This is a genomic window from Streptomyces spirodelae, assembly GCF_017676385.1.
In the GTDB taxonomy this organism is placed as follows: domain Bacteria; phylum Actinomycetota; class Actinomycetes; order Streptomycetales; family Streptomycetaceae; genus Streptomyces; species Streptomyces spirodelae.
Map to the genome: position 1 here is coordinate 233263 of NZ_JAFFZN010000002.1, position 26284 is coordinate 259546.

Consider the following 26284-nt stretch of genomic DNA (forward strand, 5'->3'; position numbering starts at 1 on the left):
CCGACGACTGCCCTCCGGGAGCCCTCGCATGTCCACACCGCCGCTCACCGTCCGCGCGCTGCTGCTCGACATGGACGGCACGCTTGTCAACTCCGACGCCGTCGTGGCACGGGTGTGGCGGGGCTGGGCCGTCGAGCAGGGTCTCGACCCGGACGAGGTGCTGCGGGTGGCACACGGCCGCCAGGGGCATCTGACGATGGCCACCCTGCTGCCGCACCGGCCCATGGAGCAGAACTACGCGGAGAACCGCCGCCTTCTCGCGATGGAGACCGCCGACACCGAGGGCATCGTCCCCGTGCCCGGCGCTCCCGCCTTCCTCGCGGCGCTCCAGGACCTTCCGCACGCGCTGGTGACCTCGGCCACCAGCGCACTGGCAGAGGCGCGGATGACCGCGGCCGGACTGCGCATGCCCGCGGTGCGCGTCACCGCCGCCGACGTCAGCGCGAGCAAGCCCGACCCGGAGGGCTTCCTCAAGGGCGCGGCGGAACTGGGCCATCCCCCGGAAGAGTGCGTCGTGTTCGAGGACTCGGGCGCCGGCATCGCGGCCGGCCTGGCCGCCGGAATGCCGGTCGTCGGCATCGGCACGCGCGCCCGGGAACACGGCCCCACGGTGCAGATACCGGATCTGGAGCAGGTGCGGGTCACCGGGCTCCCGGACGGCCGCGTACGCCTCACGTTCGACGGCTGAACCAGGGGCCGAGCCGGCTCACTTCTTCGGCGGTGCCTGCTGGACGACCTCGAACGACCAGGTCTCCGAGTCGGTCGCCGCGGGCTTGGGGCGCTCGCCGCCGGCCTCGCCACCCGAGCCGGCAGGCTTGCCCTCCGTGCCGCTGTCCGCGCCCTTGGCGCGCTGGTGTGCCTCCTTCATGGGGCCGTTCATCCACGCCTGGAAGGACTCCTCGTCCCGCCAGCGCGTGTAGACGAGGTAGCGGTCGCTTCCCTCCAGCGGACGCAGCAGTTCGAACCACTCGAACCCGTCGGCACTCTCCACGAACCCCTTGCGCGCCGCGAAGCGCTGTTCCAGTACCTCCCGCTGGTCGGCCGGTACGGTCAGCGCGTTGATCTTGACGATGCTCATGCGCCCATCCTGCCTCACCTCAGGGCCCGGCTCCGGCGTGGCGTCCTGTCGAGCGGAGCTGTCAGGTAGCGAGTAGGTTTCTGGCGTCTGACCTGAGGCCGACCCTCGGGATTCGGGGGGGCATCCGGACAAGCGCGGGAATCCCGTGGACGGCAGACCGGTGGACAGGACGGAGACGGCGGGGCGTGGCGGCGGAATCGGTGGCGGAGGGACCCAAAGGGCCGGACGGGGGCGGTGAATGGCATCCCTCCGGAGGCGGACCGTACCGGCGGCTGGTCCGGCAGTGGGAGCAACTGGGTTCCCGCTCGGGCATGCTGCTGGCGGGGCTGTGGCTGCTGGCGCTGGCGCTGACCGTCCGGCAGGCGGCCGCCGTGCTGCGACTCCCTCAGGACGAGCGCTTCGTGGATCTGTTCACCTGGATCGGTGACAACGGCGTACTGCGGGTGCACGGTTCGCTCTACGACTCGGAGACGCCCTTCACCGGGACGCCGTTCGCCGGGCTGGTGCTCAAGCCGCTCACCCGGGCCGCTGAACAAGGGCTGGGCGTGGCCTGGACGTTCGGCACGCTGCTGCTGGTCGTCGCCCTGGGCGTGGTGGCCGCCCGGGCGCTGCCCGGGCCGGTCTCACGGCGCACGGCGCTGTTCGCGGTGCCGGGGGCGCTGAGCCTGCTGGTCCTCTCGGTACCGGTGCGCAACACCTTCCACCTGGGTCAGACCAGCGTCCTGCCGGTGCTGCTGGTGCTGGTGGGCTGGCTGCTGGGGCGCGAGCCTGAACAGCCCGGCCAGCTGGGACAGCAGGGGCAGCGAGCACAGCTGGGACAGCCCGGCCGGCTGGGACAGCGCGAACTCCGTGCACAGGCCAGGCGGTACGGCGCGCTCGTGGGCCGCTTCGGTGGGGGCGCGGGCGGCGTACTGATCGGCGTCGCGGGCGCGCTGCAGCCCGCCACCTTGCTGTTCGTCCCGCTGCTGTGGCTCACCGGGCGCCGCAGAGCGGCCGTGCTGGGCGGGGGAACGTTCCTCATCTGCACCCTCGCCACCTGGGCCGCCATGCCGGACGATTCGTGGACGTACTGGGTGCACCATGTCGCGGGTGTCGGCCTGGGCGATGCGGCGGACGCCACCGCCAACCAGTCGCTGCACGGCGCACTGCTGCGCGCCGGACTGCGCGGGGTGCCCGAAGCGGTACTGCTCGCCGTACTGATGGCCGCCGTGAGCTGCCTGGCGCTGCTCCGTGCGGTGCGGTACGCGCGGGACGGGCAGTTGCTGCTGGCCGCGGCCGTTGTGGGCTGCGCCGCTGTGGTCGCCTCCCCGATGGCCTGGCAGCACCAGCAGCTCTGGGTGCTGCTGGCCGTGGTGGGCCGGGTCGGCCGGCGGACCGGGGACCGGCTGGTGTGGCCGGTTTTCGTGGTCCTGGTGATGACACTGGACGGCACCGCACTGGTGCCCAAGGTCGCCGCGTTCGCGATGCTCGGCGAGAACGCGGTACTGCTGGCCGCACTGCTGGGCGCCTGTGCGGTTCCGTTCCTGACGCGCGACTCGGCCGGCTGGTCACAGCCGCAGCACTCGGGACCGCTGAGCCGCCCCAACCTGATGCTGGAACTGCTGCTGATCCGCGTCGGCTACTGGGCGTACTCCTACGTCCGCGGCCACGCGCCCGATTCACGTTCCCTGGCCGAGGGGCACGGCGACCAGATACTGACAGCCGAGTCCTTCCTCCATATCGACATCGAGCACAGTCTCAACAAACTGGCCGCACGCACGGAGTGGCTGCGGGACGCCTGCGACACGTACTACACGACATTCCACTTCCTGGTGCCCATCACCCTGTTGGCCTTCCTGTACATGCGCCGAGTGCCGCAGTACCGGGCGGCTCGCACCGCGCTGAGCTTCGCCACGCTGCTCGGGCTGGTCGGATTCTGGCTCTACCCGCTGGCGCCGCCCCGGCTGATGCCGGGTCTGGGCTACATCGATACGGCCCATGGCCCGCAGGACCTGTCCAACCCCGACTTCGGCGCGCTGACGCAGCTGTCCAACCAGTACGCCGCGATGCCCTCGCTGCACGTGGGCTGGTCGCTGTGGTGCGCGATCGTCGTCTTCTTCCTCACCCGCAACCGCTGGCTGCGGGCGCTGGGCGCGCTCTATCCGCTGATGACGACGTTCGTGGTGATGGCGACCGCCAACCACTACCTGCTCGACGCGGTCGGCGGCGTCGTCGTCGTGGCGGCGGGCTTCCTCGGCCAGCGGTGGCTCGCCCGAATGCGGGGCGTGGGCGAGGCGGCGGCGCAGACGGCGGGAGACGGGCCGACCGCTGGGGAGGGGCCGACGGCCGGGCGCGGGCCGGCGGCCGGAGAGTCGTCGAAGCCAGGTGCCGAGGAGCCGGTGACGCCGGGGGCCGAGTCGCCGGTGAGCTCCCGCGGGGCTCAGCCGTAGTCGACGCGCAGCTCCTTGATCCCGTTGAGCCAGGCGGAGCGGAGCCTGCGCGGGCCCGGCCCGGCGAGGGAGATGCCGGGGGCGAGATCGGCCATGGCGTTGAAGATCAGGTTGATCTCCAGCACGGCGAGGCTCTTGCCGAGACAGAAGTGCGGGCCACCGCCCCCGAATCCGAGGTGGGGGTTGGGGTCCCGGGCGATGTCGAACAGGTGCGGGTCCTCGAACACCTCGGGGTCGTTGTTGGCCGAGGAGTAGAAGAGGCCGACCCGCTCGCCCGCGGAGATCTTCTGGCCGGCCAGCTCCGTGTCCTGGGTCGCGGTGCGCTGGAAGGAGACCACCGGTGTGGCCCAGCGCACGATCTCCTCCGCCGCCGTATCGGGGCGTGCAGCGCGGAAGAGCTCCCACTGGTCGGGGTGGGTGAGGAAGGCGTGCATGCCGTGGCTGATGGCGTTGCGGGTGGTCTCGTTGCCTGCGACGGCCAGCAGGATGACGAAGAAGCCGAACTCGTCCGGGTTGAGATTGCCCTCGCCCTCGGCCGCCACGAGGCGGCTGACGATGTCCCCGGCGTACCGCGCGGGGCACTCCTTGCGAGCCTCGGCCATCGTCATCGCGTACGAGACGAGCTCCGCCGCCGACTGGGTGCCGATCTCCTCGGTGATGGCGTATTCGGGGTCGTCGTAGGCGACCATCTTGTTGGACCAGTCGAAGATACGGGTCCGGTCCTGTTGAGGGACGCCGATGAGTTCGGCGATTGCCTGCAGCGGCAGTTCGACGGCGATGTCGGTGACGAAGTCGCCGCTGCCCCTGTCCGTGGCCTCCCGTACGATGCGCTCCGCGCGCTCGCGCAGGGCGTTCTCCAGCGCCCGGATGGCGCGGGGCGTGAAGCCGCGCTGCACGATCTGGCGGACCCGGGTGTGCTCGGGCGGGTCCATATTGAGCATGATCAGCTTCTGGACGTCTATCTGGTCCCGGCTCATATGGCCGGCGAACCTGATGACCGCGGTGTTGAGGTTGGAGGAGAACAGCTCGGGGCGGGTGGACACCTCCTTGACGTCCGCGTGGCGTGTCACCACCCAGTACCCCTCGTCGTCGAAGCCGGCCACACCGCGCGGCTGCCGGTTCCACCACACGGGCGCCGTCTCGCGCAGCAGGGCGAACTCGGGCAGCGGGACGCGCTCTTGGTAGACATCCGGATCGGTGAAGTCGAACCCGTCGGGCAGCGCTGGACAGGAGGACATCGGCAGCTCAGCTCCCTCTTCGACGTGCTGACGGCTCGTCCTTGTGCCCAGGGGGCCGCTCCCGGCGCATCTCCTGACGGGCTGTCAGAATCGCCCTGAAGGTAGTAACGGGTTCTACAACTGGCAAGGGGTGCGTCACCCGTACTTGGGCGGCTTCTCGCCCGGTTCTTGTGTACGGAGCGTAGGGCAAAGATCGGCGCGGAGTGCACACAGGGCGTGCAAGCCCCTTGCGTCGCGGCGAGGGTGCTCCGCACACTGACCGAAGAACTAGAACGCGTACTAGTTGTGCTGGTGGGGAGCCAGCCGGGCTGGAGAGGACGACTCATGGCCGCCGAACCCGTCATCGTCGAAGCGGTACGCACCCCCATCGGCAAGCGCGCCGGCGCCCTGGCCAACCTGCACCCGGCCTACCTGCTGGGAGAGACCTACCGCGAACTGCTCGGCCGCACCGGCATCCCCGCCGACTGCGTCGAACAGATCGTCGGCGGCACCGTCACCCACGCCGGAGAACAGGCCATGAATCCGGCCCGCAACGCCTGGCTGGCCGTCGGCCTGCCCTACGAGACCGCCGCCACCACCGTCGACTGCCAGTGCGGCTCCTCCCAGCAGGCCAACCACATGGTCGCCAACATGGTTGCCGCCGGAGTCATCGACATCGGCATCGGCTGCGGCGTGGAGGCCATGTCCCGGGTGCCCCTGGGCAGCGGCTCCAAAGGCGGCCCGGGTAAACCCTGGCCCGACGAGTGGAACGTCGACCTGCCCAACCAGTTCGAGGCCGCCGAACGCATCGCCCGGCACCGGGGCCTCACCCGGGAACGTGTCGACTCCCTCGGCCTCCTCTCCCAGGAGCGCGCCGCCACCGCCTGGGCCGAAGAGCGCTTCAAGCGGGAGACCTTCGCCGTCCAGGTGCCCACCACCGAGGAGGAGCAGGCCGCGGGTCAGGGCATGTGGCGCCACGTCGACCGCGACGAGGGGCTGCGCGACACCTCCATGGAGGCCCTCGCCGGGCTCAAGCCCGTCATGCCGACCGCCGTGCACACCGCCGGGAACTCCTCCCAGATCTCCGACGGCGCCGCCGCCGTGATGTGGGCCTCGAAGCGTATGGCCCGCGCACTCAAACTCCGCCCGCGCGCCCGGATCGTGGCCCAGGCCCTGGTCGGCTCCGACCCCCACTTCCACCTGGACGGGCCCATCGATGCCACCCGTGCGGTCCTCGGAAAGGCCGGGATGACCCTCGACGACATCGACCTGGTCGAGATCAACGAAGCCTTCGCCTCCGTCGTGCTCTCCTGGGCCCAGGTCTTCGAGCAGGACCTGACGAAGGTCAACGTCAACGGTGGCGCCATCGCCCTCGGCCACCCCGTCGGCGCGACCGGAGCGCGGCTGATCACCACCGCGGTCCACGAACTCGAACGTGCCGACAAGGAGTTCGCCCTGATCGCCATGTGTGCGGGCGGCGCGCTCTCCACGGCCACCATCATCCAGCGGTTGTAGCGGTTGTAGCGGTTGGCGTGGAAGGCGACTTCGCGAGGTCACGCCCCGAAGGGGCGCGGATCGCATACGACCACTGATCGCATCGGATTTACTCGTCTACGTGGCGGGGCCGGTCGCGCCGTTCAGCAACGTCAGTGCGGCGGAGCGGGCATGCTGTGCCGGGGCCGGCGAGTCGGTGATGGAGGCGTTGCTCATCGCCCCGTCGAGCAACACGGCCAACTGCGCCGCCAGCCAATCGGGTTCCGTCGCACCGGTCTCGTGGGCCAAGTCCTTGAGGTAGGTGCGGACCGCCGTCTTGTGGTCGCGCACGGCGTCGGCCACCGCCTCGGAGTCCGCGCCCAGTTCGCCGAAGGCGTTTATGAACGCGCAGCCGTGGAAGTCCGGCCCGTCCACCCAGTCGTAGAGCCAGTCGAAGACCGCGAGCACCCGCTCCTGGGGATCGGTGTGCCGGGCCACGCGCTCCTCGAGCGCCGTCCGGGCCCACCGGTCCCGGCGGCGCAGATACGCCTCGACCAGGGCGCCCTTGGACGGAAAGCACTTGTAGATCTTCTTCAGTGAGACGCCGGAGGCGTCGCGGATCCGGTCCATGCCCACGGCCTGCACGCCGTGTTCATAGAAGAGCGCGTCCGCCGCGCTGAGAATGCGAGCCTCGGTCGTGGCTTCGCTGTCCATGTTCTCCGTACTCCCCGCTTCTCCCCGTCTCCCCCGGCCTTGAGAACCGCCGTTCTCTAGGATACAGTCTTGCTTGGTCGGGAGAACGAACGTTCTCCGGGCCACCAACGGGGAGGAACGGGGGAACCCAAGCATGGCCGAGCAGACGTTGCGGAATTGGACAGGCTTGGGTGAGCCGGCGGGGGCCGGGCTGTTCGCAGCCCCGGTCGCCGTCGGCGCATACGACACTGCCGCGCCGCCGAAGACCGCTCTCCTCGCGACCAGCGGGCGCCGTGCGCGCCCGTCGGCGCGAGCCGAGTGGAGGCATGGAGCCGCCGTGCCACCCGCGGGGCGGATATCCGACCAGCGGCCGACCGGTACCGGTATCAGCGTCGGCCGTGGCCGCCATGCCGAGACCAGACCCTTGCGGCGCACAGGCCGTCACATAGGCGGCCTCATAGGCGCCGCCGCCCGCGGCTGAGCGCACAGCCCGCCGCACCACCAGAGCACACCGGCACACAGACCCGGCAGCACCCCGCCGTATCCCGGGAGCCCACCCGATCCCCGGGCCGATGCGGGCCGATGCGAGGCCGTGTCGCCGGGGCGGAGCCGCGAGTCCGCGCAACCAGCGGTACTCGCTCCAGCGCCCGTGTTCCTGCCCGTCGGGGTCGGGCAGGAACACGGGAACCTCACTTCACTCGCTCGTCGGCTCCTCAGCATGCGAGGACGGCTGGTCACGCTCCGACCGGTGGTTGCGCTCCTGCCCCGACGGCTCGAACACCGGTGAGGCGTCGAAGGCGGCGCGACGGGTGGCCCTGCGCAGCGCGCGCAGCACCGTACCGCCCAACGTCAGGGTCAGTACGACGGTCAGCAGCGCTCTGGGCACGTCCCAGCCCAGCGAGGTGGCCAGCACATAGGCGCCGTAGCGGGCGAGGTTCTCCTGGAGGGGATCACCGGGCACGAACGAGACACCCGAGCCGAGCCCCGCGATGTAGGGCCAGCCCTGCAGGTTCATGATCAGGCCGTAGAGCAGCGCGGAAACCGCTCCATAGGCGGAGAGGAGGAGGAGTTCACGTCGGCCCCGAACCGTGCCGGGACCCGGTAGCAGGCCCGCGCCCATGGACACCCAGCCCATGGTGAGCATCTGGAACGGCATCCACGGGCCCACCCCACCGGTGAGCAGGGCACCGGCGAACATCGAGACAGCACCGAGAACGAACCCGAAGCCCGGCCCCAGCACCCGGCCGGAGAGCACCATCAAGAAGAACATCGGCTCCAGACCAGCGGTGCCCGCGCCCAGCGGCCGCAGCGCGGCACCGGCCGCGGCCAGCACGCCCAGCATGGCCACGGCCTTGGCATCCAGCCCGGTCTCGGAGACGGTCGCCACGGCGACAGCGAGCAGAAGGGGGAGCAGCGCGGCGAAGAGCCAGGGGGCGTCCTGCGAGTGCGCCAGCCCGGAGGTCCGGTCGGCCAGCAGGGGCCAGCCGAACGCGACAACACCGGTGGCGCTGGTGAGGGCCAGCGCGGCGAGGGACTTCGGCCCGAGCCGGACGGCCCGGACGGTCTGGATGGACCGGGCGCCCGGGACGTCCGGGACGGTCTGGACGGGCTTGGGCGTCACCGACTCCGGGGGCGTCGGCGATGCGGCCGGCGCCGGGGAGGCCCGGTCGGCCGGGAGCGGCGGCGTAGCGCGGTCGTTCCGGCGAGCCCATGGCGAGGTGGGCCGGCGGATCACAGCGCCTCCCGTACCTGGCTGACCGTCAGCCAGGGTTGTGGAGCGAGGATCTTGGAGACCTGCGGAGCGTAAGCGGGGGAGGAGGTGACGACCTCGTCGGTGGGCCCGTCGGCCACGGGCTCGCCCTGGGCGAGGACGACGACGCGGTGCGCCAGCTCCGCGACGAGCTCGACATCGTGGGTGGCCAGCACGATGGCATGGCCACGGGCCGCCAGTTCGCGCAGCAGCGTGACCAGCCGGTCCTTGGCGGCGTAGTCCAGTCCTCGGGTGGGCTCGTCCAGCAACAGCAGCGGTGGCCGTGCCGTGAGGATGATCGACAGGGCGAGGGCCAGCCGTTGGCCCTCCGACAGATCGCGGGGGTGCGTCGTGTCAGAGATACCGGGGAGCAGCCGGGAGACCAGCGCCCGGCAAGTGCCGGGCTCGGCCTCGGCGTCCGCGTCCGCGGCCCGGCACTCGTGGGCGACGGTGTCCGCGTAGAGCAGATCGCGTGGCTCCTGCGGCACCAGGCCGACATGGCGGAGAAGCTCGGCCGGCCGCGTACGGTGCGGAGTTCTGCCGCCCACGGTGACCTCGCCCGAGGTGGGCTTGTACATCCCGGCCAGGGTGTTCAGCAGAGTGGACTTTCCTGCTCCGTTGCGCCCCATGAGGGCCAGGGTCTCTCCCGCGCCGAGGGAGAGGGACACGTTGTGAAGGGCGGTGACACGGCTGCGGACAAGGGTCAGCCGTGAGACCTCCGCGAGCGGCCGCGCGCCCTGCGTGGCGGGCTGCGGGCCGGTCGCCGCTGACCCGGCACGGAACCGGAAGGCGGCGGCGGAACGCGGTGAGGCCGCCGTGGTGGCGGCACCGGTGCCGGGGTTGGCGGCGGGGGAGAGGCGTGGGGCCAGGCGTTCGCGGAGTGGGCCTGCCCTGCGGCGGGCGTCCCGCACCGAGAGCGGAAGGGGGTCCCAGCCGGCGAGTTCGCCCAGCTCCACGACGGGCGGCCGCACGGGTGAGACGGCCAGCAGCGCGGCGGGCTCCCCGAGCCGCGCCGTTCCCCGAGGGGACGGAGGGGACGGCGAGGAGGGAGGCACGTTCGACAACTCCTCCTCCGGCGCCAGCAGCAGCACTTGGTCCGCGTACTGCACCACGCGCTCCAGCCGGTGTTCGGCCATCAGGACGGTGGTGCCCAGGTCGTGGACGAGCCGCTGCAGGACGGCGAGCACCTCCTCTGCGGCAGGCGGGTCCAGCGCGGAGGTGGGTTCGTCGAGGACGAGAACCTTGGGGTGCGGGGTGAGGACGGAGCCGATGGCCACGCGCTGTTGCTGGCCACCGGAGAGGGAGGTGATGGGACGGTCCCTTAGCTCGTTGAGGCCCAGCAGGTCGAGGGTCTCCTCCACGCGGCGGCGCATGGTGCCGGGGGGCAGGCCCAGGGACTCCATGCCGTAGGCCAGCTCGTCCTCGACCGTGTCGGTGACGAAGTGGGCGAGCGGGTCCTGGCCCACGGTGCCCACGACGTCGGCGAGTTCGCGGGGCTTGTGGGTACGGGTGTCGCGGCCCGCCACGGTCACCCGACCGTGCAGGGTGCCACCGGTGAAGTGCGGGACCAGCCCGGAGACGGTGCCCAGCAGGGTGGATTTGCCCGCTCCGCTCGGACCGATGAGCAGGCACAGTTCACCCTCCGGGAGGTGGGCGTCCACCATCGGGAGGGCGGGGACCTTCGCGCCGTCGTGGACGACGGTGACCTGGTCGAAGGTGATCACTGGGGACTCTCCTCGTCGTGCTCCCGGCCTCGGAGCGCCCGTGGCGTCCGGAGCACCGGTGACGTGCGGTGCGTGCGGGGCCGTGGCACCTCGGCACTCTCCCCGGCCGCGCTCTCCCCGGCCGCGCTTTCCCCGGCGGCGCCCCCGGGGGCGCCGCTTCCCTCGGCGGCGCTCTTGTCAGCAGCGCGCTGAGCTGTGGCGGGCTGCGCGGTGCGTACGGGGGAGGGTGCGGGCTTGCCCGGGGCCGGCGGGGGCGCGGGGGCGAGGACGGCGGGGAGGAGGCCGAGGAGGACGGCGGCGGCCGGCCAGAGGGGGAGGCCAGGCGCGGTGAGCGGCACGGCGGGCGGATTCAGCGATGCGGGCAGCACGTCGGCAGCCGTGATCATAAGGGCGCCCACGGCGGCGCCGGACGCGGAGACCAGCCAGGCGCGCATGCCCCAGCGGTCGGGACGGTAGCGGGTACGGGCGGCCCGCTTGCCGCCCAGCCACAGACCGGCCAGCGCGAGGGCCAGTCCGGCCAGCAGTACGGGCAGGCCGAAGCCCGCTCCCTTGGCGGCGAGCAGACCGTAGGTGCCCGCGCAAACGCCCAGCAGCCCGCCGAGTGTCAGCGCTGTGGTGGTGTGCCGAACGGCGGTCGGTACCCGTGCGGTACGGCCGTAGCCGCGCGCGTCCATCGCCGCCGCGAGCGCCACCGAGCGCTCCAACGCGCCCTCCAGCACGGGCAGTCCCACCTGCACTACGCCGCGCAGCCCCCGGTCGTCCCGCCCCCGCAGCCTGCGCGCTGCCCGCAGCCGTCGTACGTCGGCGACCAGGTTGGGAGCGAAGGTCATCGCCACCACGACCGCCACACCTGCCTCGTACAGCGCGCCGGGCAGGGACTTGAGCAGCCGGGCCGGGTTGGCCAGTGCGTTGGCGGCACCGACGCACACCAGGAGAGTCGCCAGTTTCAGCCCGTCGCACAGTGCGAAGACCATCCCTTCCGCCGTCACCCTCCCCCCGATCCGCACGCCGCGTGCCCAGTCGGGCAGCGGGACCTCGGGCAGTTCGGCGAGCACATGGCTGCCGGGGATGGGCGAGCCGAGAAAGAAGGCGAAAACCAGACGGATGGCCAGTACGAGGACGCCCAGCTTGAGGAACGCCGAGTAGGAGCGGGCCCATGGCGCGTCGGTGCGCCGTACTGCGACCACATAGCCCGCCACCACGACCAGCAGGGCGAGGAGGAGGGGATTGGTGGTACGGGAGGCGGCGGTGGCCAGGCCCAGGGCCCAGAGCCACCAGGCGCCCGGGTGGAGAGCGGTGCTACGGGTGGAGAGCGGTGCTCTCAGGAGAGAGCGGCGGCTTGATGCAGGAGCCACCGCCTCCGTGGTGAGCGGTGCTCTCGACGTGGAGCGGTGCATCGCTACTGCTTCCGGCGGCGCGCCTGCCACAGCGCCGCGGCGCCGAGGATTCCCACAGCCGCAACCCCCGCCGTGAGCCCCAGCCCCGTCGACAGGCCGCCTCCTCCACCGCCCCCGCCGTCGCTGCTGCGGTCGCTGCTGCGGTCGCTGCTGCCGGTGCCGTTGGTATCGGCGCTCTTCTCGTTCTCGCTTCCGCCCTCGCCGTTCTTCTCGCTCCCGTCGCCTTCCTTCGCCTGCTCGCCACATCCTTTGGCCGGGTAGCGGTCGATGGCGCACAGCAGCGCTTCGGAGTTGTAGCGCAGGGGTCCGGCCACCTTGGCGAGCGCGTCGGCGGCGGTGCCGTTCCCCGGGATGCGGGCGCAGCCGGTGCGGGGCGCAGGCGGCTTCCGGGACTCGCCTTTGGGCGCGTCGGCGCGCACGCCGAAGTCGACGCGGACGGCGACTCGCTTGCTGCCCTCCTTGGCCGCTGTCCGGGCGCAGGCGTCGGCGAACGAGACGGCACCGCGCGGGGTGTCGGCCTGCTGCGAGTTCGTACTCAGGGCGAACCGGAAGCCCACGGTGTCGCCGTCCTCGGGGCGCAGGGTGGCCGGCCCCTCGGTGGCGTACGACCAGGAGCCGTCCTTCTTCTGCTGCCAGAACGACCAGTAGCGGTAGCCGTCCGAGTCCGCGGTCGCCGCCATGGGTGCGGCCGCAACTGCTGGGGCGGTCGCCGCCGCGGGGGCGGCCACCGCTGCGGAGCCCGTTGCCATGGTGGTGGTAGGCAGCAGTACGAGGGCCGCGAGGGCGGTTGCCGTCCGGGCGCTCACAGTTGCTGCCTCTTGCGGCGGCCGCTCAGCAGGATGCCGAAGCCGGCGCCGATGGCGAGACCGACCAGGATGAACGCCCAGACGGGGATGGTGGTGCCGTCGTCCTTCTTCTCGGAGGAGGACGAGTCCCCGTCGGCGGCGGGCATCTTGGCGGGCTTGGGCCCGGTGTGGTTGAGGCGCGAGAGCAGGTCGGTGCCGCCGAGTTCGCCGGGGTCACCGCCCGTGGCGCGGGAGGCGATCATGAGGGAGCTGATGGCGGCCGGATCGTTCTTGGCCTTGTCCCACTTGTCGAGGTTCTTCGCGAGCCAGTTCAGGGAGGACTTCGCCGCTTTCAGGTGACCGCCGGCGGCCAGCGCGACGACGGCGTCCGCGGTGTTCCCGTAGTCGGGCTGCTTCTTGGAGGCGCCCGGCATGACCGTACTGAAGTGGTCGCCGTTCTTCTCCAGCGTCGCGGCCAGATAGGCGGCACCCGCGCCCGCCGCCGCCTTCCGGCCACCCGGGACGCCCTTGCCGTCTCCGCCGTCCGCACCGTCCCCGTCGTTCCCGCCGTTTCCGCCGTCCGCACCCGTGGCGCACTTCAGCGGTGTGACGGGCTTGTTCTCGGCGTCCTTGGCGGGCGGCTCGGTCAGGGCGCCCTTGCCCAGCGCGGCAAGGGAGGCGGCGGCGGTGGCGTCCGCGTTCGGGACCAGCTTGCCCTTCTTGTCCGGTTGGTAGGCGAAGGCACCCTGCTCGCCCCTGGCCTCCTCGATACCCTTGGAGCCGCAGGTCAGCTGGAAGGAGAGCAGCGCGTCGTACGGCGACTTGCCGCCCTCGGCCGTGGTCTTTTGCGGGTCCTCACCCGCGGCGTGCAGGGCGCCGATGGCCAGCGAGGTGGAGTTGGCGTCCGAGGGGGCGTGCGGGGCGCTGCCCCAGCCGCCGTCCTTGTTCTGGACCGAGATCAGCCACTCCACCGCCTCGCGTACGGCGTCGCTCCGGCCGCCGACGGCGGCGAGTGCCTGCACGGCGAGGGCGGTCGCGTTGGTGTCCGAGGGGGTGGCGTCCGGGTCGCACTTCCCGGTGGTGTCGGCGCGGTACGCGGTGAACGAGCCGTCGGCGCACTGCTGTTCGGCGAGCCAGTCCACGGCCTTCTTGGCGGGGACCGCACCGGCACCGTCCAGCGCCAGCAGCGCCATCGACTGCCGCCACACCCCGTCGTACTTCGGATCGGCCGTCCCGTAGAGCCCGTCCGGCAGCTCGGACGGCTTCTCGGCGACGCCGGCTCCCCGCGCGGCGACATCAGCGTGTGCGGCCACGCCGGTCCCCCGTGAAGTGACGTGGGGTGCGGAGGGTGCGGCGGATGCCACGGGTGCGGCTGTCGCGCACAGCACGGTGGCGGCGGCGAGGACCGTGGCGCGGCGGCGGCGCGGTGACATTGCGAGTGCCTTTCGGTGACGGGAGCGGACCGCAGCCGGGCACGGCCACCCCGCCGAGGGGCTCGCGTTCTCGCGGCCCCGCATCGCGGCGCACCGGGCTCGGCTCCGTATACCTCGACGGGCCGGTGGCCTCTCGGCCACAGGAGCCCACCTCCGCCCGGGTGCTCCGGCTCACGGCCGGCCACCTGTGCGGTACGCGGTCGCCGGGTCGCGGCCACAGAGCGCGACCACGGCCGACGGACCACGGACGACGACGGGGTGGCGGACCGCTCACGGTTGCGGGTCAGCGCCGGATTTGCACCGGCTTCCCCCGGTCGGAGGCGTTGTCTGGCTGTCGGCCACTGTAGCGGGACCGTCCACCGGGGCGTTCCGTCGGCCCGGTCCCGGTTCGTCCGCAGGTGCCGGTGGCGGGGTCAGCCGGTGGCGCGGTAGGTGACCGGGGCGCTGCCGGGGACCGCCTCGGCGTGGCCGAGTTCGACCAGGTGGCGCAGGTGGGCCTCGGCCTCGGCCACCGCGATGTTGCGGGATCCGAACGGGATCTGCTCCCAGGGGCGGTTCCAGCGCATGGCCTCGGCGAGCTGCCAGGGGGTGAGGTCCCGGTCCGAGAGCAGTGCTCTCAGATCGGAGAGCCGTTCCGCATGGTGAGCGGTGAGCTCGTCGACCCGGGCCCGCGCATCCGCGAACGCGTGCTGGTGGGCGGGCAGCACCTCGGCGGGCCGCAGCCTGGCGATCCGTTCCAGCGAGTCGAGGTAGTCACCGAGCGGATCGGTGATCTCGTCGCTGTCCGGGTCCTCGTACAGACCGATGTGCGGGCTGATCGTCGGCAGCAGATGATCCCCGGAGAACAGCCGCCCTCCCCGGCGCCCCGCCTGCTGCCGCTCCCGGCTCCCCTCCAGCGACCTCTCCTCGCCTCCCTCCTGCCGCCTCTCCCGTGCGTCGTCCCGACTTCCCTCCCGGCCCGGGTGCTGCTCCTCCAGGTGCAGGCACACATGGCCCGGCGTGTGCCCCGGGGTCCACACCGCGCGCAGCCGCCGCCCCGGCAGGGCCAGCAGTTCGTTCGGCTCGATCTCCCGGTCGGGCAGTGCTGCCCGCGCCCCCGGCAGCGTCCCGCTCCCGCCCTGTGCGAGGGCTGTGCGCAGCGGTGCCGTATGCGAGTCCGGGGCGCCGGCGGCGGCGAGCTTCTCGGCGAGGTAGCCGAGCCACTGGCGGCGGTCCGAGTCGCGGGTGCGGCGGACGATGGCGGCGTCCGCCGGGTGCATGGCGATCCAGGCGCCCGACTCCTCCCGTACGCGCGCCGACAGGCCGTGGTGGTCGGGGTGGTGGTGGGTGACGACCACGCCGTGCAGCGCGTCGACGGAGGTGCCGCACGCGGCGAGCCCGTCGGCGAGGGCCTGCCAGGAGGCGGGGTCGTCCCAGCCGGTGTCGATCAGCACGGGCCCGGCGTCCGTCTCGATCAGGTGGACGAGGGTGTGGCCGAGCGGGTTGTCCGGGATGGGTACGGGGATGCTCCAGACACCGCCTCCGTGATCACCGACCCCCGGCCCGTCGTCCGCTGCCTGCGGCTCGTCGTCCGCTGCCTGCGGTCTGTTCGTCATGGCGGCTCCCGGTTCCGTGCGCGGGTGCGCGGGTGCGCGGGTCGCGCGGGTCTGACGGCGGCCGCGTCCCCATGGGCGGCGGTCCGGCAGAGCCTCGTCACCGGCATTGTCCCTTAGAACTGGAACTGGTACTAGTTCTGATGCGCCGTCAGAAGGCTGACGGCAGCAGGCGGGCGGAAGAGGGCGGGCGGAAGAGAGAGGGCACGGCCATGACGGACACCCCCAGCGGACCCGAGGCGAGCGGCGGCATCCCCTACACCGGCCACCAACAGCTCTACATCGGCGGCAGCTTCACCGATCCGGCCGGTGACCGGACGATAGAGGTGGTCTCCCCGCACACCGAGCAGCCCATCGGGCACGTTCCGCACGCCTCGTGCGAGGACGTCGACCGTGCCGTGCGCGCCGCACGCGACTCCTTCGACTCCGGGGTGTGGGCACAGCGCCCGCTGGCCGAGCGGATCGAGACCGTCGCCCGCATCAAGGACGGAATCGCCGCGCGCAGCGACGAGATCGCCAAGGTCATCAGCGCCCAGAACGGGACGCCCTACACCTCAGCCGTGATGGTCCAGTCCCTCGCCGCGATGATGGTGTGGGACACCGCGCTCAAGATCGCCGCCGATTTCCCCTACGAGGAGCGCAGGGCCGGGGTGCTGGGCCCCCTGCTGGTACGCCGGGAGCCGGTGGGTGTGGTGGCGGCCGTGGTGCCGTGGAACGTGCCGCAGTTCACCGCGGCGGCGAAACTGGCGCCCGCGCTGCTGGCCGGCTGCTCGGCCGTGCTGAAGGTCTCGCCGGAGACCCCGCTGGACGCCTATCTGCTGGCCGAGATCGCCGACGAGGCCGGGCTGCCTCCCGGCGTGCTGTCGATCCTCCCCGCCGACCGGGAGGTGAGCGAGTACCTGGTCGGGCACCCGGGGGTGGACAAGGTGTCCTTCACCGGCTCCGTGGCCGCCGGCAAGCGGGTCATGGAGGTGGCCTCACGCAATCTGACGCGGGTCACCCTGGAGTTGGGCGGCAAGTCGGCCGCGGTCGTACTCGCCGACGCCGATCTGGACGCCGCGGTCGCCGGGATCACCCCGTTCGCCTGGATGATCAACGGGCAGGCGTGTGTGGCCCAGACCCGCATTCTGGCGCCGCGCAGCCACTACGACGAGATCGCGGAGCGCTTCAAGGCCGCCGCCGACGGGTTGACCGTCGGCGATCCGCTGGACCCGGCCACCGAGGTCGGCCCGCTGGTCGCCGAACGCCAGCGCCGCCGCTCCCTCGACTACATCGCGCTGGGTCAGGAGGAGGGCGCCAAGGTCCTCGCCGGCGGCGGCAGGCCGGAGTCCATGCCCACCGGCTGGTATGTGGAGCCCACCCTCTTCGGTGACGTCGACAACGCCATGCGGATCGCCCGGGAGGAGATCTTCGGCCCTGTCATCTGCCTGCTGCCGTACGACGACGAGGAGGAGGCGGTCCGTATCGCCAACGACTCCGACTACGGGCTCTCCGGCAGCGTGTGGACCGCCGACACGGAACACGGCATCGACGTGGCCCGCCGCGTACGCACCGGCACCTACTCCGTCAACACCTTCAGTCTGGACATGCTCGGTCCCTTCGGCGGCTACAAGAACTCCGGCATCGGCCGCGAGTTCGGCCCTGAGGGGTACGCCGAGTACCTGGAGCACAAGATGATCCACCTGCCCCCGGAAGCGTGAGTCTCGCGGAGGCGGGCGTGGAGGACGAGACGGACGTGGAGGACGAGGCGGGCGTGGAGGACGAGACGGACGTGGAGGAAACGGAGGAGGCGTCGATGGCCGACCGCTGGCACATCGAGGTGGACCGGGACCTGTGCATCGGTTCGGGCATGTGCGTGGGCGGGGCGCCGGAGGAGTTCCGGCTGGATGCCGCCCGCCAGTCGCACCCCGTCAGCCCCGACCGCGAGCCGTCCGAAGAGGTGCTGGCCGCCGCCGAGAGCTGCCCTGTCGAAGCCATCTCCATCACCCGCGCGGCCACGGGCGAAGTGGTCTTCCCCCCGGAGGAGTGACGGGGAGCCGGGCCGGGGGCCCGCAGCTGACCGTCCGCGACGGTCCGTGAAATCCGGGGTAATCCGTTGCCGGGGGAGCGCGCGGCGGGATAGGAACAGCCGTATGACATCTTTCGGTGCTGACAGCGGTGGCGGTTCTCTCGGCGCGGTCTTCCGGCCCCAGTTGCCGCCCGAGCGGCTGCGGAGCGTCGTCCGCGCCGCCGACGAGGCGGGTCTCGATCAGCTGTGGCTGTGGGAGGACTGCTTCCTGGAGAGCGGCATCGCCACGGCTGCCGCCGCGCTCGCCTGGTCGGAACGGCTCAAGGTGGGCGTCGGCCTGCTCCCCGTCCCGCTCCGCAACGTCGCGCTGACCACCATGGAGACGGCCACTCTGCGCCGCCTCTTCCCCGGCCGGTTCCTGGTGGGGCTCGGTCATGGTGTACAGGACTGGATGGGGCAGGTCGGGGCGCGTGTCGACTCGCCCGTGACCCTGCTGCGCGAACACCTGGACGCCATGAGGGCCTTGCTACGCGGGGAGCGGGTCACCTCCAAGGGCCGGTACGTCCAACTGGACGGCGTCGCCCTGGACTGGCCGCCGCCGACTGCCGCCGCTGACACGGCTGTGTACGCGGGGGCGCGGGGGCCGCGCTCCCTGCGGCTGAGCGGCGAGGCGGCGGACGGCACGGTGCTCGACGCCAACACCTCGTTCGCGGGCATCCGTCGCGCGCGGCAGCTCATCGAAGAGGGCCGGACCGCGGCCGGACGTACCGAGCACCACCAGGTCGTCCACTACCTCACCACCGCGACCGGCGCCGACGCCGCGATCCGCCTGCGGGCGGAGCTCGAACGCGAGGGCCACGACCCCGCCACCGGGCCGGGTGTGGCGGGCGACGCGGCGACGGTGGCGGAGGCGGTCCGCCAGGCCCTCGACGCCGGGGCCGACACGGTCGTCCTCCAGCCCACGGCGGACGAGCCGGACCCGGAGGGATTCGTCCGCTTCGCCGCCCAGGAGGTCGGCCCCCTGCTGTCATGAGCCGCCACACGGCCAACGGGTGACCGGCCGCCCGGTCTCGGCAGCTGCCCGCTCTCAGCGGGTGACCGGGCTTCCCAGCGCGAGCGTGGCGAACGTTGCCAGCCAGTGCTCCGTGGTGAAGTCGCCCGAGGTGGTGGCCGGCAGCCCCGCTGCCAGGTTGGCCTCGGCCGCCGTGGCGAGGGTGGCGGCGCGCGGGTCACCGGGCGGGAGCGCGGCGGCGATGCCGCGCAGCGCCACGGCCCGGCTCAGACACAGCCCGAGCAGGTGTCCGAGTTGCGGGTCGACAGGGTCCGAGACGTGGGGCGGTGGGAGGAACTCCGGGCCGGTGGCGCGGTCCAGTTCGGGCAGGAAACGCGCCAGCCATGCGGCGAACTCGCGCTGCGGCAGCACCCGGCGCACCGCGTCCGCCTCGCAGAGCAGTGGCGAGAGGAAGTCCTGCCCGGACGGCTCCCACCGGGTGGCGGCACCGTGGTCGGGCACGTACCACTCGCGGATCTTGGCCTCCACAGACCCCACGAGCCGCTGCGCGCCCGCCCGTTCGGCGCTGTCGAGGAGCAGCCCCAGAGCGAAGGCGCTGTTGGCGTGCGTCCCGTGGCGTACCGGGTAGGTCGCCTTCCGCAGCCAGTCCAGCACCAGTCCGGCCACGGCATCGGCGGCAGGCTCCAACGCTGCGCGCCATCGCCGCGCTGCCGCCTCCTCTCGCTGCTCCCGTTCCCGGCCGGTTCGCCGCTCCGCTATGAGAGCGGTGCTCTCGTCCGTTATGAGAGCAGCGCTCTCGCCCGTGAGCGCCAGCAGCCACGCCCAGCCGTAGGGCCGTTCGAACGTGGGATGGGCACGCAGATACGCGGCCTCGGCGGCGAGCGCCTCGGGGGTCAGCTGCGCGTCCAGCGCCCGCACCACCGCCGCGCGCCGCTGCCCGTCCTCGTCACCGTCCCATGGCAACCGCAGCAGCCTGACGAGCAGCCAGTGCATATGGACGCTCGAGTGCCAGTCGTACGAACCGTAGAACGCGGGATGGAGAACCCGGGGCGGAACGAGTTCGTGCGGGCCGGCGAGCAGATGCGCCGGGGCGTTCGGGTACTCGCGGACGATATTGGCCAACGCCACCTCCGCGAACCGCCCGACCGGCACCCGCCCCCCAACCCCGGCCCCCGCTCCCGCGTCCATCCCCGCTCCGGTGCCCGTGCTCAATGAGTCGCCCCTCCCGGTTCGCGGAGGTCGGTGGTGGTGTGGGCCGCGGCTGTCAGAAGCGCCGACAGGCCGCGTACGGCGTCGCGTACGGAGAGGGAGGGCGGCGCCGGATGGCGGGCCGCCACCTGTTCCGGCGTGTAGGGGACGTGGACGAAGCCGCCGCGTATTCCCGGCCGTTCGGTGGCGATCAGATGGGCCAGGCCGTAGAAGACGTGGTTGCACACGAAGGTGCCTGCCGTCTGCGAGACGGAGGCGGGCACCCCGGCGGCGCGGGCCGCGGCGACGCACGCCTTGACGGCCAGGGTGGCGAAGTAGGCGGCGGGGCCGCCCGGGACGACCGGCTCGTCCACGGGCTGCTGCCCCGCGTTGTCGGGTATCCGGGCGTCGTCCACGTTGAGAGCGACGCGCTCGACGGTGAGGTCGGCGCGTCCGCCCGCCTGCCCCAGGCAGACGACCAGCTCCAGGCCGGGCCCGGCCGCGTCCACCGCGCTCCGCAGCTCGTCGAGTGCCGTGCCGAAGACGCAGCTCAGCCGCGCCGCGCCGACCTCCAGTCCGGCCGGTGGGTCGGCGGCGAGCAGTTCGGCGGCCTGCCAGGAGGGGTTGACCTCCTCGCCGTCGAACGGCGCGAACCCGGTGACGAGAACTTTCGTGGAAGACATGGCAGACGGCTCCGCTCGGTCCACTGGGAATGCGACTAGAACGCGAACAGGTAGATGATGAAGATGTTGCAGGCCAGCATCGCCCCGGCGGTCGGTACCTGGGCCTTGATCGGCCCGTACTGGTCCTTGAGTTCGAGGAGGGCAGCCGGTACGAGGTTGAAGTTGGCCGCCATGGGTGTGCACAGCGTGCCGCAGAAGCCGGCGAGCATGCCGACGGCGAGTACGGCGGCTGGGTTGCCGTTCATCTGCTCGATCAGTACCGGCCAGCCGACGGCGGCGGTCATCACGGGGAAGGCGGCGAAGGCGTTGCCCATGATCATCGTGAAGACGGCCATGCCCACGCAGTACAGCACCACGGCGGCCAGCTTCTGCCCGTCGGGCAGTACCGACTCGGTGATCTTCCGCACCTGGGTGCCGACGCCCGCGGCCTGGAATATCGCGCCCAGCACGGCGAGCAGCTGCGGCAGCAGCAGTGCCCAGCCCATCGACTCCAGCAGTCCGCGGCCCGCGTGCAGCGGTACGGCCGCCCGGCGTTCGCGCAGCACCCACATGCCCACACCCAGCGCGAGAACGGCGCCCAGGCCGAGACCGAGGATGGTCTCGCTGCCCTCTTCCAGCAGCGGCCGGCCCCCGATCTTCCACTTGTCGGCGAACACGGCGCACACCATGGCGACCAGCGGGATGGTCAGCGCGGGGATGAACAGCTTGCCGCCGAACCTGGCGGCGAGCCGGGTGCGTTCGCTCTCGCTGGTGGTGTCCGGCTTGCCCTTGCCGGTGAGGTTGAAACCGCCCAGGCAGATGAGGGCGAGTACGGCCACGCCCAGCGGTTCGGCGGGCAGGGTCTTCTCGTTGACCCAGGTGCTGTAGATGAAGCAGATGCCCAGCAGCCCCCAGAAGGCGGCGGTGCCGTGGCGCTTGGGGTTGGTGCGGTCGAAGACCATCTGCGCCGCCATGGCGATGAAGACGGCGCCGACGAGCCAGAAGAACCACTCGGACTTGATCATTTGGCGGCCCCGCCTTCCTCGCTGGGAGCGCTGCGGTCCGGGCCCGGACCACTCTGCCCGGGAACGCCGCGCTCCAGTGCGTCCTCCCGCTCGACGGTCATCCGCGCGTTCGCGGTGACCAGTTCGCGCTCCAGCGTGCGGTCCAGCCGCAGCAGCCGGCCGCCGTGGATGAGGAAGGCGCACACGGCGCTGGGTATCGCCCACAGCGCGAGGTGCAGCGGTTCCAGGTGTGTGTGGTACGTGCTGTTGACCAGGCCGGTGATCAGCAGGATGGAGCCGATGGCGAGGAAGCAGTCCTCGCCGAAGAACAGCCCCACGTTGTCGGTGCCGGCCGCGTGCGAGCGCACCTTCTCGCGGACCTTCTCGGGCAGCGGCCGCCCCTGGTTGTGGCGCTCGGCGGCGGCTTCCGCCATCGGCGCGATCATGGGGCGGACGCTCTGCGCGGGCCCGCCGATGGTCTGCAGGCCCACTGCGGCGGTGACCTGCCGCAGCAGCAGATACAGGGTCAGGAAGCGCCCTGTGGTGAGTTTGGTGCCGAGCTTGCCGATGAGCGTACGGGCCTGTTGCTGGAGGCCGTTGCGCTCCAGCAGGCCGATGACGGGCAGCGTGATGGCGAAGATCGTCACCGAGCGGCTGGACGCGAAGCTCTCGCCGAAGGTCCCCAGGATCTCGACGGGGGAGAGCTTGCCCAGCAGTCCGGTGACGATCCCCGCCACGCCGACGACGAGCAGGGGGTTGCGGCGCGTCGCGAAGCCGAGGACCACTACGAGGACGCCGAGGAGAACGATCATGTCGTCCGCCTTCCGTGAGCGATTCCTCGGGAGGCTAGGGGATTGTTGAACGATCCGACAAGAGTGAGGCACGTCACTCGTCGGTCTCGCCGGCCTCCTCCGGGTAGGCGTCGAGCAACTGCCGCAGCGAGTCCCGCAGATAGGCGTCCAGCAGCTGTTCGGCGCCCGCGGCGTCACCCGCCTCCAGCGCCCGGACGATCTCCTGGTTCCGGGTCAGATACGGGTCATGGAACCGGCGCAGGTCGCCCATGATGTGGAAGGCGAGCCGCAGCTCGGCCAGCACGCCGCGCATCATCTCGTCGGTACGGGCGCTGCCGGCCAGTGCGGCGAGCGCCTGGTGGAAGTGGATGTTGGCGGTGGCGAGCTCCTGCCACTTCCCGGCGGCCGCCGCCTGCTCGCCCGCCGAGACGGCCGCCCGCACCTCGGTGACGTCGTACGGCGGCTCGCCCAGCCCCCGTACGGCCGCGCACTCCACCAGGCGCCGTACGCGGTAGATGTCGCGGATGTCGGTGTCGGTCAGTACGCGGACGAAGGTGCCCCTGTTGAGCCGGTGTACGAGCAGCCGCTCGTGGCTCAGCAGCCGGAACGCCTCCCGCAGCGTGTTGCGCGAAACCCCCAGTGCGCCGCAGATCCGCTCCTCGGAGAGCCGGGTGCCGGGCGGGAAGGAGCCCTGGGCGATCCGCTCGCGCAGGATGGCCGCCACCCGCTCGGCCGTGCTCGTGCGCCCGAGCAGTTCCCGGTCGGCGGCGAGCTCGGAGAGGGCGTCGGACGGGTCGGCGGTCATCGTGTCTCCCTTGGGTGAGCGGGCGCCGGCCGGGCCCGGTGCGGCGGGCGGTACGGCGCACGCGGAGCACGCGGTCGCCGACCCCCTTGCCGGATTGTTCAACAATCGCTTACGTTGCTGCTGATGGACCGGAAGATCGACCTTAACGCCGACCTCGGTGAGGGCTTCGGCCGCTGGCAGCTCACCGACGACGAGGCCCTGCTCGCCTCGGTCACCAGCGCCAATGTCGCCTGCGGCTTTCACGCCGGCGACCCCGTCACCATGCGCCGCGTCTGCGAGCTGGCCGCCGAGCGCGGCGTGCGCATCGGCGCGCAGGTCTCCTACCGGGACCTGGCCGGCTTCGGGCGCCGCGCCATGGACGTCCCCGCCGCCGAGCTGGCCGCCGAAGTCGCGTACCAGATCGGCGCGCTGGAGGTGTTCGCCCGCGCGGCAGGCGTCGGCGTCGCCTACGTCAAGCCGCACGGTGCCCTGTACAACCGTGTCGTACGCGATGCGGAGCAGGCCGCGGCCGTCGTGGCGGGCGTCCGGCTCTCCGGCGCCGCCACCGGCGACGGTGCGCCGCTGCCGGTGCTGGGGCTGCCCGGCTCCCGGCTGCTGGCGGCCGCCGCCGACGCGGGGCTGCCCACCGTCGAGGAGGCGTTCGCCGACCGCGCCTACCGGTCCGACGGCACCCTGGTGCCGCGCACCGAGCCCGGTGCCGTGCTGCACGACCCCGAAGAGGTGGTCAAGCGTTCGGTACGGCTGGCCAGGGACGGTGAGATCGTCGCAGCCGACGGCACCGTGCTGCCGGCCGGGGCCCGTTCGCTGTGCGTGCACGGCGACACGCCCGCCGCCGCCCGCCTCGCCCGCCGGATACGCGAGGAACTGGCCACGGCCGGCGTCCTGGTCCGGGCGTTCGCATGACCACACCGACCGGCCCGGCCGCCGTGGCCCGCCAGGACACCGCCGCCCTTCCCGTCGTCCGGCCGGTGGGGAGCCGGGGCCTGCTCGTCGAGCTCGCGACGGCCGAGGAGACCGAGGCGCTCCACGCCGAGCTGCTGCGCCGCCGGGCCGAGGGCACCCTGCCGCCCGTACGTGAGATCGTGCCGGGGGCCAGGACCGTGCTGCTCGACGAGTTCGGCAGCCGCGACGAGGCGCGGCGGCTGGCCGCCGAGCTGCCCGGCTGGCAGGTGCCGCCGCTGACCGGTGGCAGCGCGGAGGCGGTGCAGATCCCCGTGCGCTACGACGGTCCCGACCTCGCCGACGTCGCCGAGCTGTGGGGCGTCACCCCTGACGAGGTGGCCCGCATCCACGCGGCCACCGACTTCCGTGTCGCCTTCTGCGGGTTCGCGCCCGGCTTCGGCTATCTGACCGGGCTCCCCGAGCGGTACCAAGTGCCGCGCCGCGCCGCCCCGCGTACCAGAGTCCCGGCCGGAGCCGTCGGCCTCGCCGGTGGCTACACCGGCGTCTATCCGCGCTCGTCGCCCGGCGGCTGGCAGCTCATCGGGACGGCACCCGAGACCGTGCTCTGGGACCCCGGCCGCACCCCGGCGGCGCTGCTGGCCCCCGGCACGCGCGTGCGCTTCGTCCCGCTCGCCCGGCCCGCCGACCTGCCCGCCGGTCCACGTGCCGACCTGCCCGCTGACGTCCCCCGTCAGGACGGGCCCCGCTCCGTGAGGGAGCGGCCGTGATGGCACAGCCGGGACTGGAGACCGTACGCGCCGGTGCCCTCACCACCGTCCAGGACCTGGGCCGCCCCGGGTACGCACACCTGGGCGTGCCCCGCTCGGGCGCGCTGGACCCGGCAGCGCACCGCCTCGCCAATCGGCTGCTGGGCAACCCCGAGACCGCCGCCACGCTGGAGACCACCCTCACCGGCTGCGCGGTGCGCGCGCTGGCGCCCACCACCGCCGTCGTCACCGGGGCCCCCTGTCCCGTGACGGCCGACGGACGGCCCGTGCCCTGGGGGCAGCCGGTGCGCCTCGCGGCCGGTGCCGTGCTCGACGTGGGCGCCGCCACCCATGGGGTGCGCTCCTATGTGGGCTTCGCCGGGGGCCTCGACGCGGAGCCGGTGCTCGGCAGCCGTGCCACCGACCTGCTCTCCGGGCTGGGCCCGGCGCCGCTGAGCGACGGCGACACCCTCCCGCTCGCCTCCACGCGCCCGGTGACGGGGCGCACCGTGCCTGATGCGGCCCCCTGGGCTGCGCCCCCGCGCGAACTCGTCCTCCCCGTCGCCTACGGGCCGCGGCACGACTGGTTCACCGAGCAGGGGCTGCGCACACTGGTGACCGCCACCTACCGGGTGTCGGCCGCCAGCAACCGGATCGGCCTGCGCACCGAGGGCCCGGCCCTCGCCCGGGCCAGGCGGGGGGAGTTGGCGAGCGAGGGTATGCCGCTGGGCGCGATACAGGTGCCGCCCGAGGGGCGGCCCGTCCTCTTCCTCGCCGACCACCCCACGACGGGCGGCTACCCGGTCATCGGCGTCGTCCCCTCCGCTGCACTGGGCGCTGCCGCGCAGGCCGCGCCGGGTACGGCTGTCCGCTTCACCCTGACGGGCCGTATCCATGGAGGAGGCTGAACAGGGGCTGCCCCTCACCTCTCGATCAAGCGGCAAACCGTCTCGATGTCGATCTTCACCTGGGCGATCGAGGCACGGCCCGAGAGCCAGGTGATGAGCGCCGAGTGCCAGGTGTGCTCGATGACGCGGACAGCTGAGAGCTGTTCGGGGGTGGGCGGGCCCTCCAGACCCATCGCTTCCAGGATGATCGCCGTGGTCAGCCGGGAGACCGTGTCCACCTCGGCGCTGACCGAGCGGTCCGCGAAGTTGAGGGCGCGCACCATGGCGTCCGCCAGCTGCGGCTCCCGTTGCAGGGCGCGGAAGGCGCGCATCAGCGTTTTGGCGACCCGGGCGGCGGCCTCCGTCTCCTGCGGGGGGCGCTTGTGCAGCGTCTCGTGCATGTGCTGCAACTGGTCCTGCATGGTGGCGACCAGCAGATGCACCTTGGAGGGGAAGTAGCGGTAGAGGGTGCCCAGTGCCACGTTCGAGGACTCCGCGACCTCCCGCATCTGCACCGCGTCGAACCCGCCCCGGCGGGCGAGCTGGGCGCTGGCTTGCAGGATGCGGCGGCGCCTGGCCTCCTGGCGCTCGGTCAGCGGCGGCGCGTGCGGGAGCGACCGGCCCGGCAGCGGCCCGGTCCCGCCTCGGGGGGTTCCGCCTGTGGGCTTGGGCTTGGGCTGCGGCGGTGTCGGCATCGCGTTGTTGGT

The 26284-nt window shown here is 72.4% G+C and carries 24 protein-coding genes and 1 riboswitch; of the genes, 9 read left to right on the forward strand and 15 right to left on the reverse strand.

What is annotated here, in order from left to right:
• Positions 1–28: 28 nt before the first annotated feature.
• Positions 29–688 (forward strand): HAD-IA family hydrolase, encoded by a 660-nt coding sequence (locus tag JW592_RS03325; RefSeq protein ID WP_209263320.1) that lies wholly within the window; start codon positions 29–31, stop codon positions 686–688.
• Positions 689–706: 18 nt separating this feature from the next.
• Here JW592_RS03325 and JW592_RS03330 read toward each other — a convergent pair whose 3' ends face one another.
• Positions 707–1078, reverse strand: coding sequence for an antibiotic biosynthesis monooxygenase family protein (locus tag JW592_RS03330; protein ID WP_209263321.1), 372 nt, complete (start codon positions 1076–1078; stop codon positions 707–709).
• 311 nt (positions 1079–1389) lie between these two features.
• Between JW592_RS03330 and JW592_RS03335 the strand changes: the two genes are divergently transcribed.
• Positions 1390–3507, forward strand: a complete 2118-nt coding sequence (locus tag JW592_RS03335; protein WP_229375152.1) for a bifunctional glycosyltransferase 87/phosphatase PAP2 family protein — start codon at positions 1390–1392, stop codon at positions 3505–3507.
• Here the strand turns inward: JW592_RS03335 and JW592_RS03340 are convergent.
• Positions 3498–4745, reverse strand: coding sequence for a cytochrome P450 (locus JW592_RS03340; RefSeq protein WP_209263323.1), 1248 nt, complete (start codon positions 4743–4745; stop codon positions 3498–3500). The two genes, JW592_RS03335 and JW592_RS03340, sit on opposite strands and share 10 nt — an antisense overlap.
• A 324-nt stretch (positions 4746–5069) precedes the next feature.
• Here JW592_RS03340 and JW592_RS03345 point away from each other — a divergent pair, with 324 nt between their 5' ends.
• Entirely contained in the window at positions 5070–6239 is a 1170-nt protein-coding gene (locus JW592_RS03345) for a steroid 3-ketoacyl-CoA thiolase (RefSeq protein WP_209263324.1), read from the forward strand.
• Between the two features lie 96 nt (positions 6240–6335).
• Here the strand turns inward: JW592_RS03345 and JW592_RS03350 are convergent, their stop codons facing one another.
• The 7 genes from JW592_RS03350 to JW592_RS03380 all read right to left on the reverse strand — a co-directional run bounded on the left by JW592_RS03350 (position 6336) and on the right by JW592_RS03380 (position 15574).
• Positions 6336–6911: a TetR/AcrR family transcriptional regulator gene (locus tag JW592_RS03350; RefSeq protein ID WP_209263325.1), complete on the reverse strand. Its 576-nt coding sequence runs from the start codon at positions 6909–6911 to the stop codon at positions 6336–6338.
• Positions 6912–7584: 673 nt separating this feature from the next.
• Positions 7585–8460: an ECF transporter S component gene (locus tag JW592_RS03355; RefSeq protein ID WP_307805284.1), complete on the reverse strand. Its 876-nt coding sequence runs from the start codon at positions 8458–8460 to the stop codon at positions 7585–7587.
• Positions 8461–8621: 161 nt separating this feature from the next.
• The gene (locus JW592_RS03360) at positions 8622–10364 is read right to left on the reverse strand and encodes an ABC transporter ATP-binding protein (RefSeq protein ID WP_209263326.1); all 1743 of its coding nucleotides are present in this window, start codon (positions 10362–10364) and stop codon (positions 8622–8624) included.
• On the reverse strand, positions 10361–11761 hold the full coding sequence (locus tag JW592_RS03365) for a CbiQ family ECF transporter T component (protein ID WP_209263327.1): 1401 nt from the start codon (positions 11759–11761) through the stop codon (positions 10361–10363). Before JW592_RS03365 ends, JW592_RS03360 begins: the two co-directional genes overlap by 4 nt.
• Before the next feature lie 2 nt (positions 11762–11763).
• A complete protein-coding gene (locus JW592_RS03370) occupies positions 11764–12510 on the reverse strand; it encodes an SCO2322 family protein (RefSeq protein ID WP_209263478.1) in 747 nt (248 codons plus the stop codon).
• A 53-nt stretch (positions 12511–12563) separates the two neighbouring features.
• Positions 12564–13979 (reverse strand): SCO2321 family membrane protein, encoded by a 1416-nt coding sequence (locus JW592_RS03375; protein ID WP_209263328.1) that lies wholly within the window; start codon positions 13977–13979, stop codon positions 12564–12566.
• A gap of 198 nt (positions 13980–14177) precedes the next feature.
• Positions 14178–14289, reverse strand: a riboswitch (cobalamin riboswitch).
• A gap of 103 nt (positions 14290–14392) precedes the next feature.
• Complete coding sequence (locus tag JW592_RS03380; RefSeq protein ID WP_209263329.1) at positions 14393–15574, reverse strand: MBL fold metallo-hydrolase; 1182 nt, start codon at positions 15572–15574, stop codon at positions 14393–14395.
• A 209-nt stretch (positions 15575–15783) separates the two neighbouring features.
• On the opposite strand from JW592_RS03380, the gene JW592_RS03385 reads away from it, so the two are divergent.
• From JW592_RS03385 to JW592_RS03395, 3 genes are all read left to right on the forward strand, one after another.
• Positions 15784–17271, forward strand: coding sequence for an aldehyde dehydrogenase (locus JW592_RS03385; protein ID WP_209263330.1), 1488 nt, complete (start codon positions 15784–15786; stop codon positions 17269–17271).
• Between the two features lie 95 nt (positions 17272–17366).
• The gene (locus JW592_RS03390) at positions 17367–17600 is read left to right on the forward strand and encodes a ferredoxin (RefSeq protein ID WP_209263479.1); all 234 of its coding nucleotides are present in this window, start codon (positions 17367–17369) and stop codon (positions 17598–17600) included.
• A 103-nt stretch (positions 17601–17703) separates the two neighbouring features.
• Entirely contained in the window at positions 17704–18612 is a 909-nt protein-coding gene (locus JW592_RS03395; RefSeq protein ID WP_209263331.1) for an LLM class flavin-dependent oxidoreductase, read from the forward strand.
• Positions 18613–18666: 54 nt separating this feature from the next.
• Here the strand turns inward: JW592_RS03395 and JW592_RS03400 are convergent, their stop codons facing one another.
• The 5 genes from JW592_RS03400 to JW592_RS03420 form a co-directional block, all read right to left on the reverse strand.
• Complete coding sequence (locus JW592_RS03400) at positions 18667–19779, reverse strand: DUF2891 domain-containing protein (protein ID WP_209263480.1); 1113 nt, start codon at positions 19777–19779, stop codon at positions 18667–18669.
• A 20-nt stretch (positions 19780–19799) separates the two neighbouring features.
• Entirely contained in the window at positions 19800–20462 is a 663-nt protein-coding gene (pcp, locus tag JW592_RS03405; protein WP_209263332.1) for a pyroglutamyl-peptidase I, read from the reverse strand.
• A gap of 35 nt (positions 20463–20497) precedes the next feature.
• A complete protein-coding gene (locus JW592_RS03410) occupies positions 20498–21466 on the reverse strand; it encodes a DUF979 domain-containing protein (protein WP_209263333.1) in 969 nt (322 codons plus the stop codon).
• Positions 21463–22257: a DUF969 domain-containing protein gene (locus JW592_RS03415; protein WP_229375092.1), complete on the reverse strand. Its 795-nt coding sequence runs from the start codon at positions 22255–22257 to the stop codon at positions 21463–21465. Before JW592_RS03415 ends, JW592_RS03410 begins: the two co-directional genes overlap by 4 nt.
• Before the next feature lie 73 nt (positions 22258–22330).
• Positions 22331–23041 carry a GntR family transcriptional regulator gene (locus JW592_RS03420; protein ID WP_209263334.1) on the reverse strand — a complete coding sequence of 237 codons (711 nt, stop codon included), beginning with the start codon at positions 23039–23041 and terminating at the stop codon, positions 22331–22333.
• A gap of 123 nt (positions 23042–23164) precedes the next feature.
• Here JW592_RS03420 and JW592_RS03425 point away from each other — a divergent pair, with 123 nt between their 5' ends.
• Genes JW592_RS03425 through JW592_RS03435 form a run of 3 tightly spaced genes read left to right on the forward strand, consistent with a single transcriptional unit; the run spans position 23165 to position 25598 of the window.
• A complete protein-coding gene (locus tag JW592_RS03425) occupies positions 23165–23944 on the forward strand; it encodes a LamB/YcsF family protein (RefSeq protein ID WP_209263335.1) in 780 nt (259 codons plus the stop codon).
• Positions 23941–24711, forward strand: a complete 771-nt coding sequence (locus tag JW592_RS03430) for a 5-oxoprolinase subunit B family protein (RefSeq protein ID WP_209263336.1) — start codon at positions 23941–23943, stop codon at positions 24709–24711. Before JW592_RS03425 ends, JW592_RS03430 begins: the two co-directional genes overlap by 4 nt.
• Positions 24711–25598 carry a 5-oxoprolinase subunit C family protein gene (locus JW592_RS03435; protein WP_209263337.1) on the forward strand — a complete coding sequence of 296 codons (888 nt, stop codon included), beginning with the start codon at positions 24711–24713 and terminating at the stop codon, positions 25596–25598. Before JW592_RS03430 ends, JW592_RS03435 begins: the two co-directional genes overlap by 1 nt.
• 14 nt (positions 25599–25612) lie before the next feature.
• Here JW592_RS03435 and JW592_RS03440 read toward each other — a convergent pair whose 3' ends face one another.
• Positions 25613–26272, reverse strand: coding sequence for a TetR family transcriptional regulator (locus JW592_RS03440; RefSeq protein ID WP_229375093.1), 660 nt, complete (start codon positions 26270–26272; stop codon positions 25613–25615).
• Between the last annotated feature and the right edge of the window lie 12 nt (positions 26273–26284).

What these genes read in the sequence shown, in the direction of transcription:
- JW592_RS03325 (WP_209263320.1), top strand. Translation starts at nt 29, where the DNA reads ATGTCCACACCGCCGCTCACCGTCCGCGCGCTGCTGCTCGACATGGAC.
- JW592_RS03330 (WP_209263321.1), bottom strand. Translation starts at nt 1,078, where the DNA reads ATGAGCATCGTCAAGATCAACGCGCTGACCGTACCGGCCGACCAGCGG.
- JW592_RS03335 (WP_229375152.1), top strand. Translation starts at nt 1,390, where the DNA reads ATGCTGCTGGCGGGGCTGTGGCTGCTGGCGCTGGCGCTGACCGTCCGG.
- JW592_RS03340 (WP_209263323.1), bottom strand. Translation starts at nt 4,745, where the DNA reads ATGTCCTCCTGTCCAGCGCTGCCCGACGGGTTCGACTTCACCGATCCG.
- JW592_RS03345 (WP_209263324.1), top strand. Translation starts at nt 5,070, where the DNA reads ATGGCCGCCGAACCCGTCATCGTCGAAGCGGTACGCACCCCCATCGGC.
- JW592_RS03350 (WP_209263325.1), bottom strand. Translation starts at nt 6,911, where the DNA reads ATGGACAGCGAAGCCACGACCGAGGCTCGCATTCTCAGCGCGGCGGAC.
- JW592_RS03365 (WP_209263327.1), bottom strand. Translation starts at nt 11,761, where the DNA reads ATGCACCGCTCCACGTCGAGAGCACCGCTCACCACGGAGGCGGTGGCT.
- JW592_RS03370 (WP_209263478.1), bottom strand. Translation starts at nt 12,510, where the DNA reads ATGGCAACGGGCTCCGCAGCGGTGGCCGCCCCCGCGGCGGCGACCGCC.
- JW592_RS03375 (WP_209263328.1), bottom strand. Translation starts at nt 13,979, where the DNA reads ATGTCACCGCGCCGCCGCCGCGCCACGGTCCTCGCCGCCGCCACCGTG.
- JW592_RS03380 (WP_209263329.1), bottom strand. Translation starts at nt 15,574, where the DNA reads ATGACGAACAGACCGCAGGCAGCGGACGACGAGCCGCAGGCAGCGGAC.
- JW592_RS03385 (WP_209263330.1), top strand. Translation starts at nt 15,784, where the DNA reads ATGACGGACACCCCCAGCGGACCCGAGGCGAGCGGCGGCATCCCCTAC.
- JW592_RS03390 (WP_209263479.1), top strand. Translation starts at nt 17,367, where the DNA reads ATGGCCGACCGCTGGCACATCGAGGTGGACCGGGACCTGTGCATCGGT.
- JW592_RS03395 (WP_209263331.1), top strand. Translation starts at nt 17,704, where the DNA reads ATGACATCTTTCGGTGCTGACAGCGGTGGCGGTTCTCTCGGCGCGGTC.
- JW592_RS03400 (WP_209263480.1), bottom strand. Translation starts at nt 19,779, where the DNA reads ATGGACGCGGGAGCGGGGGCCGGGGTTGGGGGGCGGGTGCCGGTCGGG.
- pcp (WP_209263332.1), bottom strand. Translation starts at nt 20,462, where the DNA reads ATGTCTTCCACGAAAGTTCTCGTCACCGGGTTCGCGCCGTTCGACGGC.
- JW592_RS03410 (WP_209263333.1), bottom strand. Translation starts at nt 21,466, where the DNA reads ATGATCAAGTCCGAGTGGTTCTTCTGGCTCGTCGGCGCCGTCTTCATC.
- JW592_RS03415 (WP_229375092.1), bottom strand. Translation starts at nt 22,257, where the DNA reads ATGATCGTTCTCCTCGGCGTCCTCGTAGTGGTCCTCGGCTTCGCGACG.
- JW592_RS03420 (WP_209263334.1), bottom strand. Translation starts at nt 23,041, where the DNA reads ATGACCGCCGACCCGTCCGACGCCCTCTCCGAGCTCGCCGCCGACCGG.
- JW592_RS03425 (WP_209263335.1), top strand. Translation starts at nt 23,165, where the DNA reads ATGGACCGGAAGATCGACCTTAACGCCGACCTCGGTGAGGGCTTCGGC.
- JW592_RS03430 (WP_209263336.1), top strand. Translation starts at nt 23,941, where the DNA reads ATGACCACACCGACCGGCCCGGCCGCCGTGGCCCGCCAGGACACCGCC.
- JW592_RS03435 (WP_209263337.1), top strand. Translation starts at nt 24,711, where the DNA reads ATGGCACAGCCGGGACTGGAGACCGTACGCGCCGGTGCCCTCACCACC.
- JW592_RS03440 (WP_229375093.1), bottom strand. Translation starts at nt 26,272, where the DNA reads ATGCCGACACCGCCGCAGCCCAAGCCCAAGCCCACAGGCGGAACCCCC.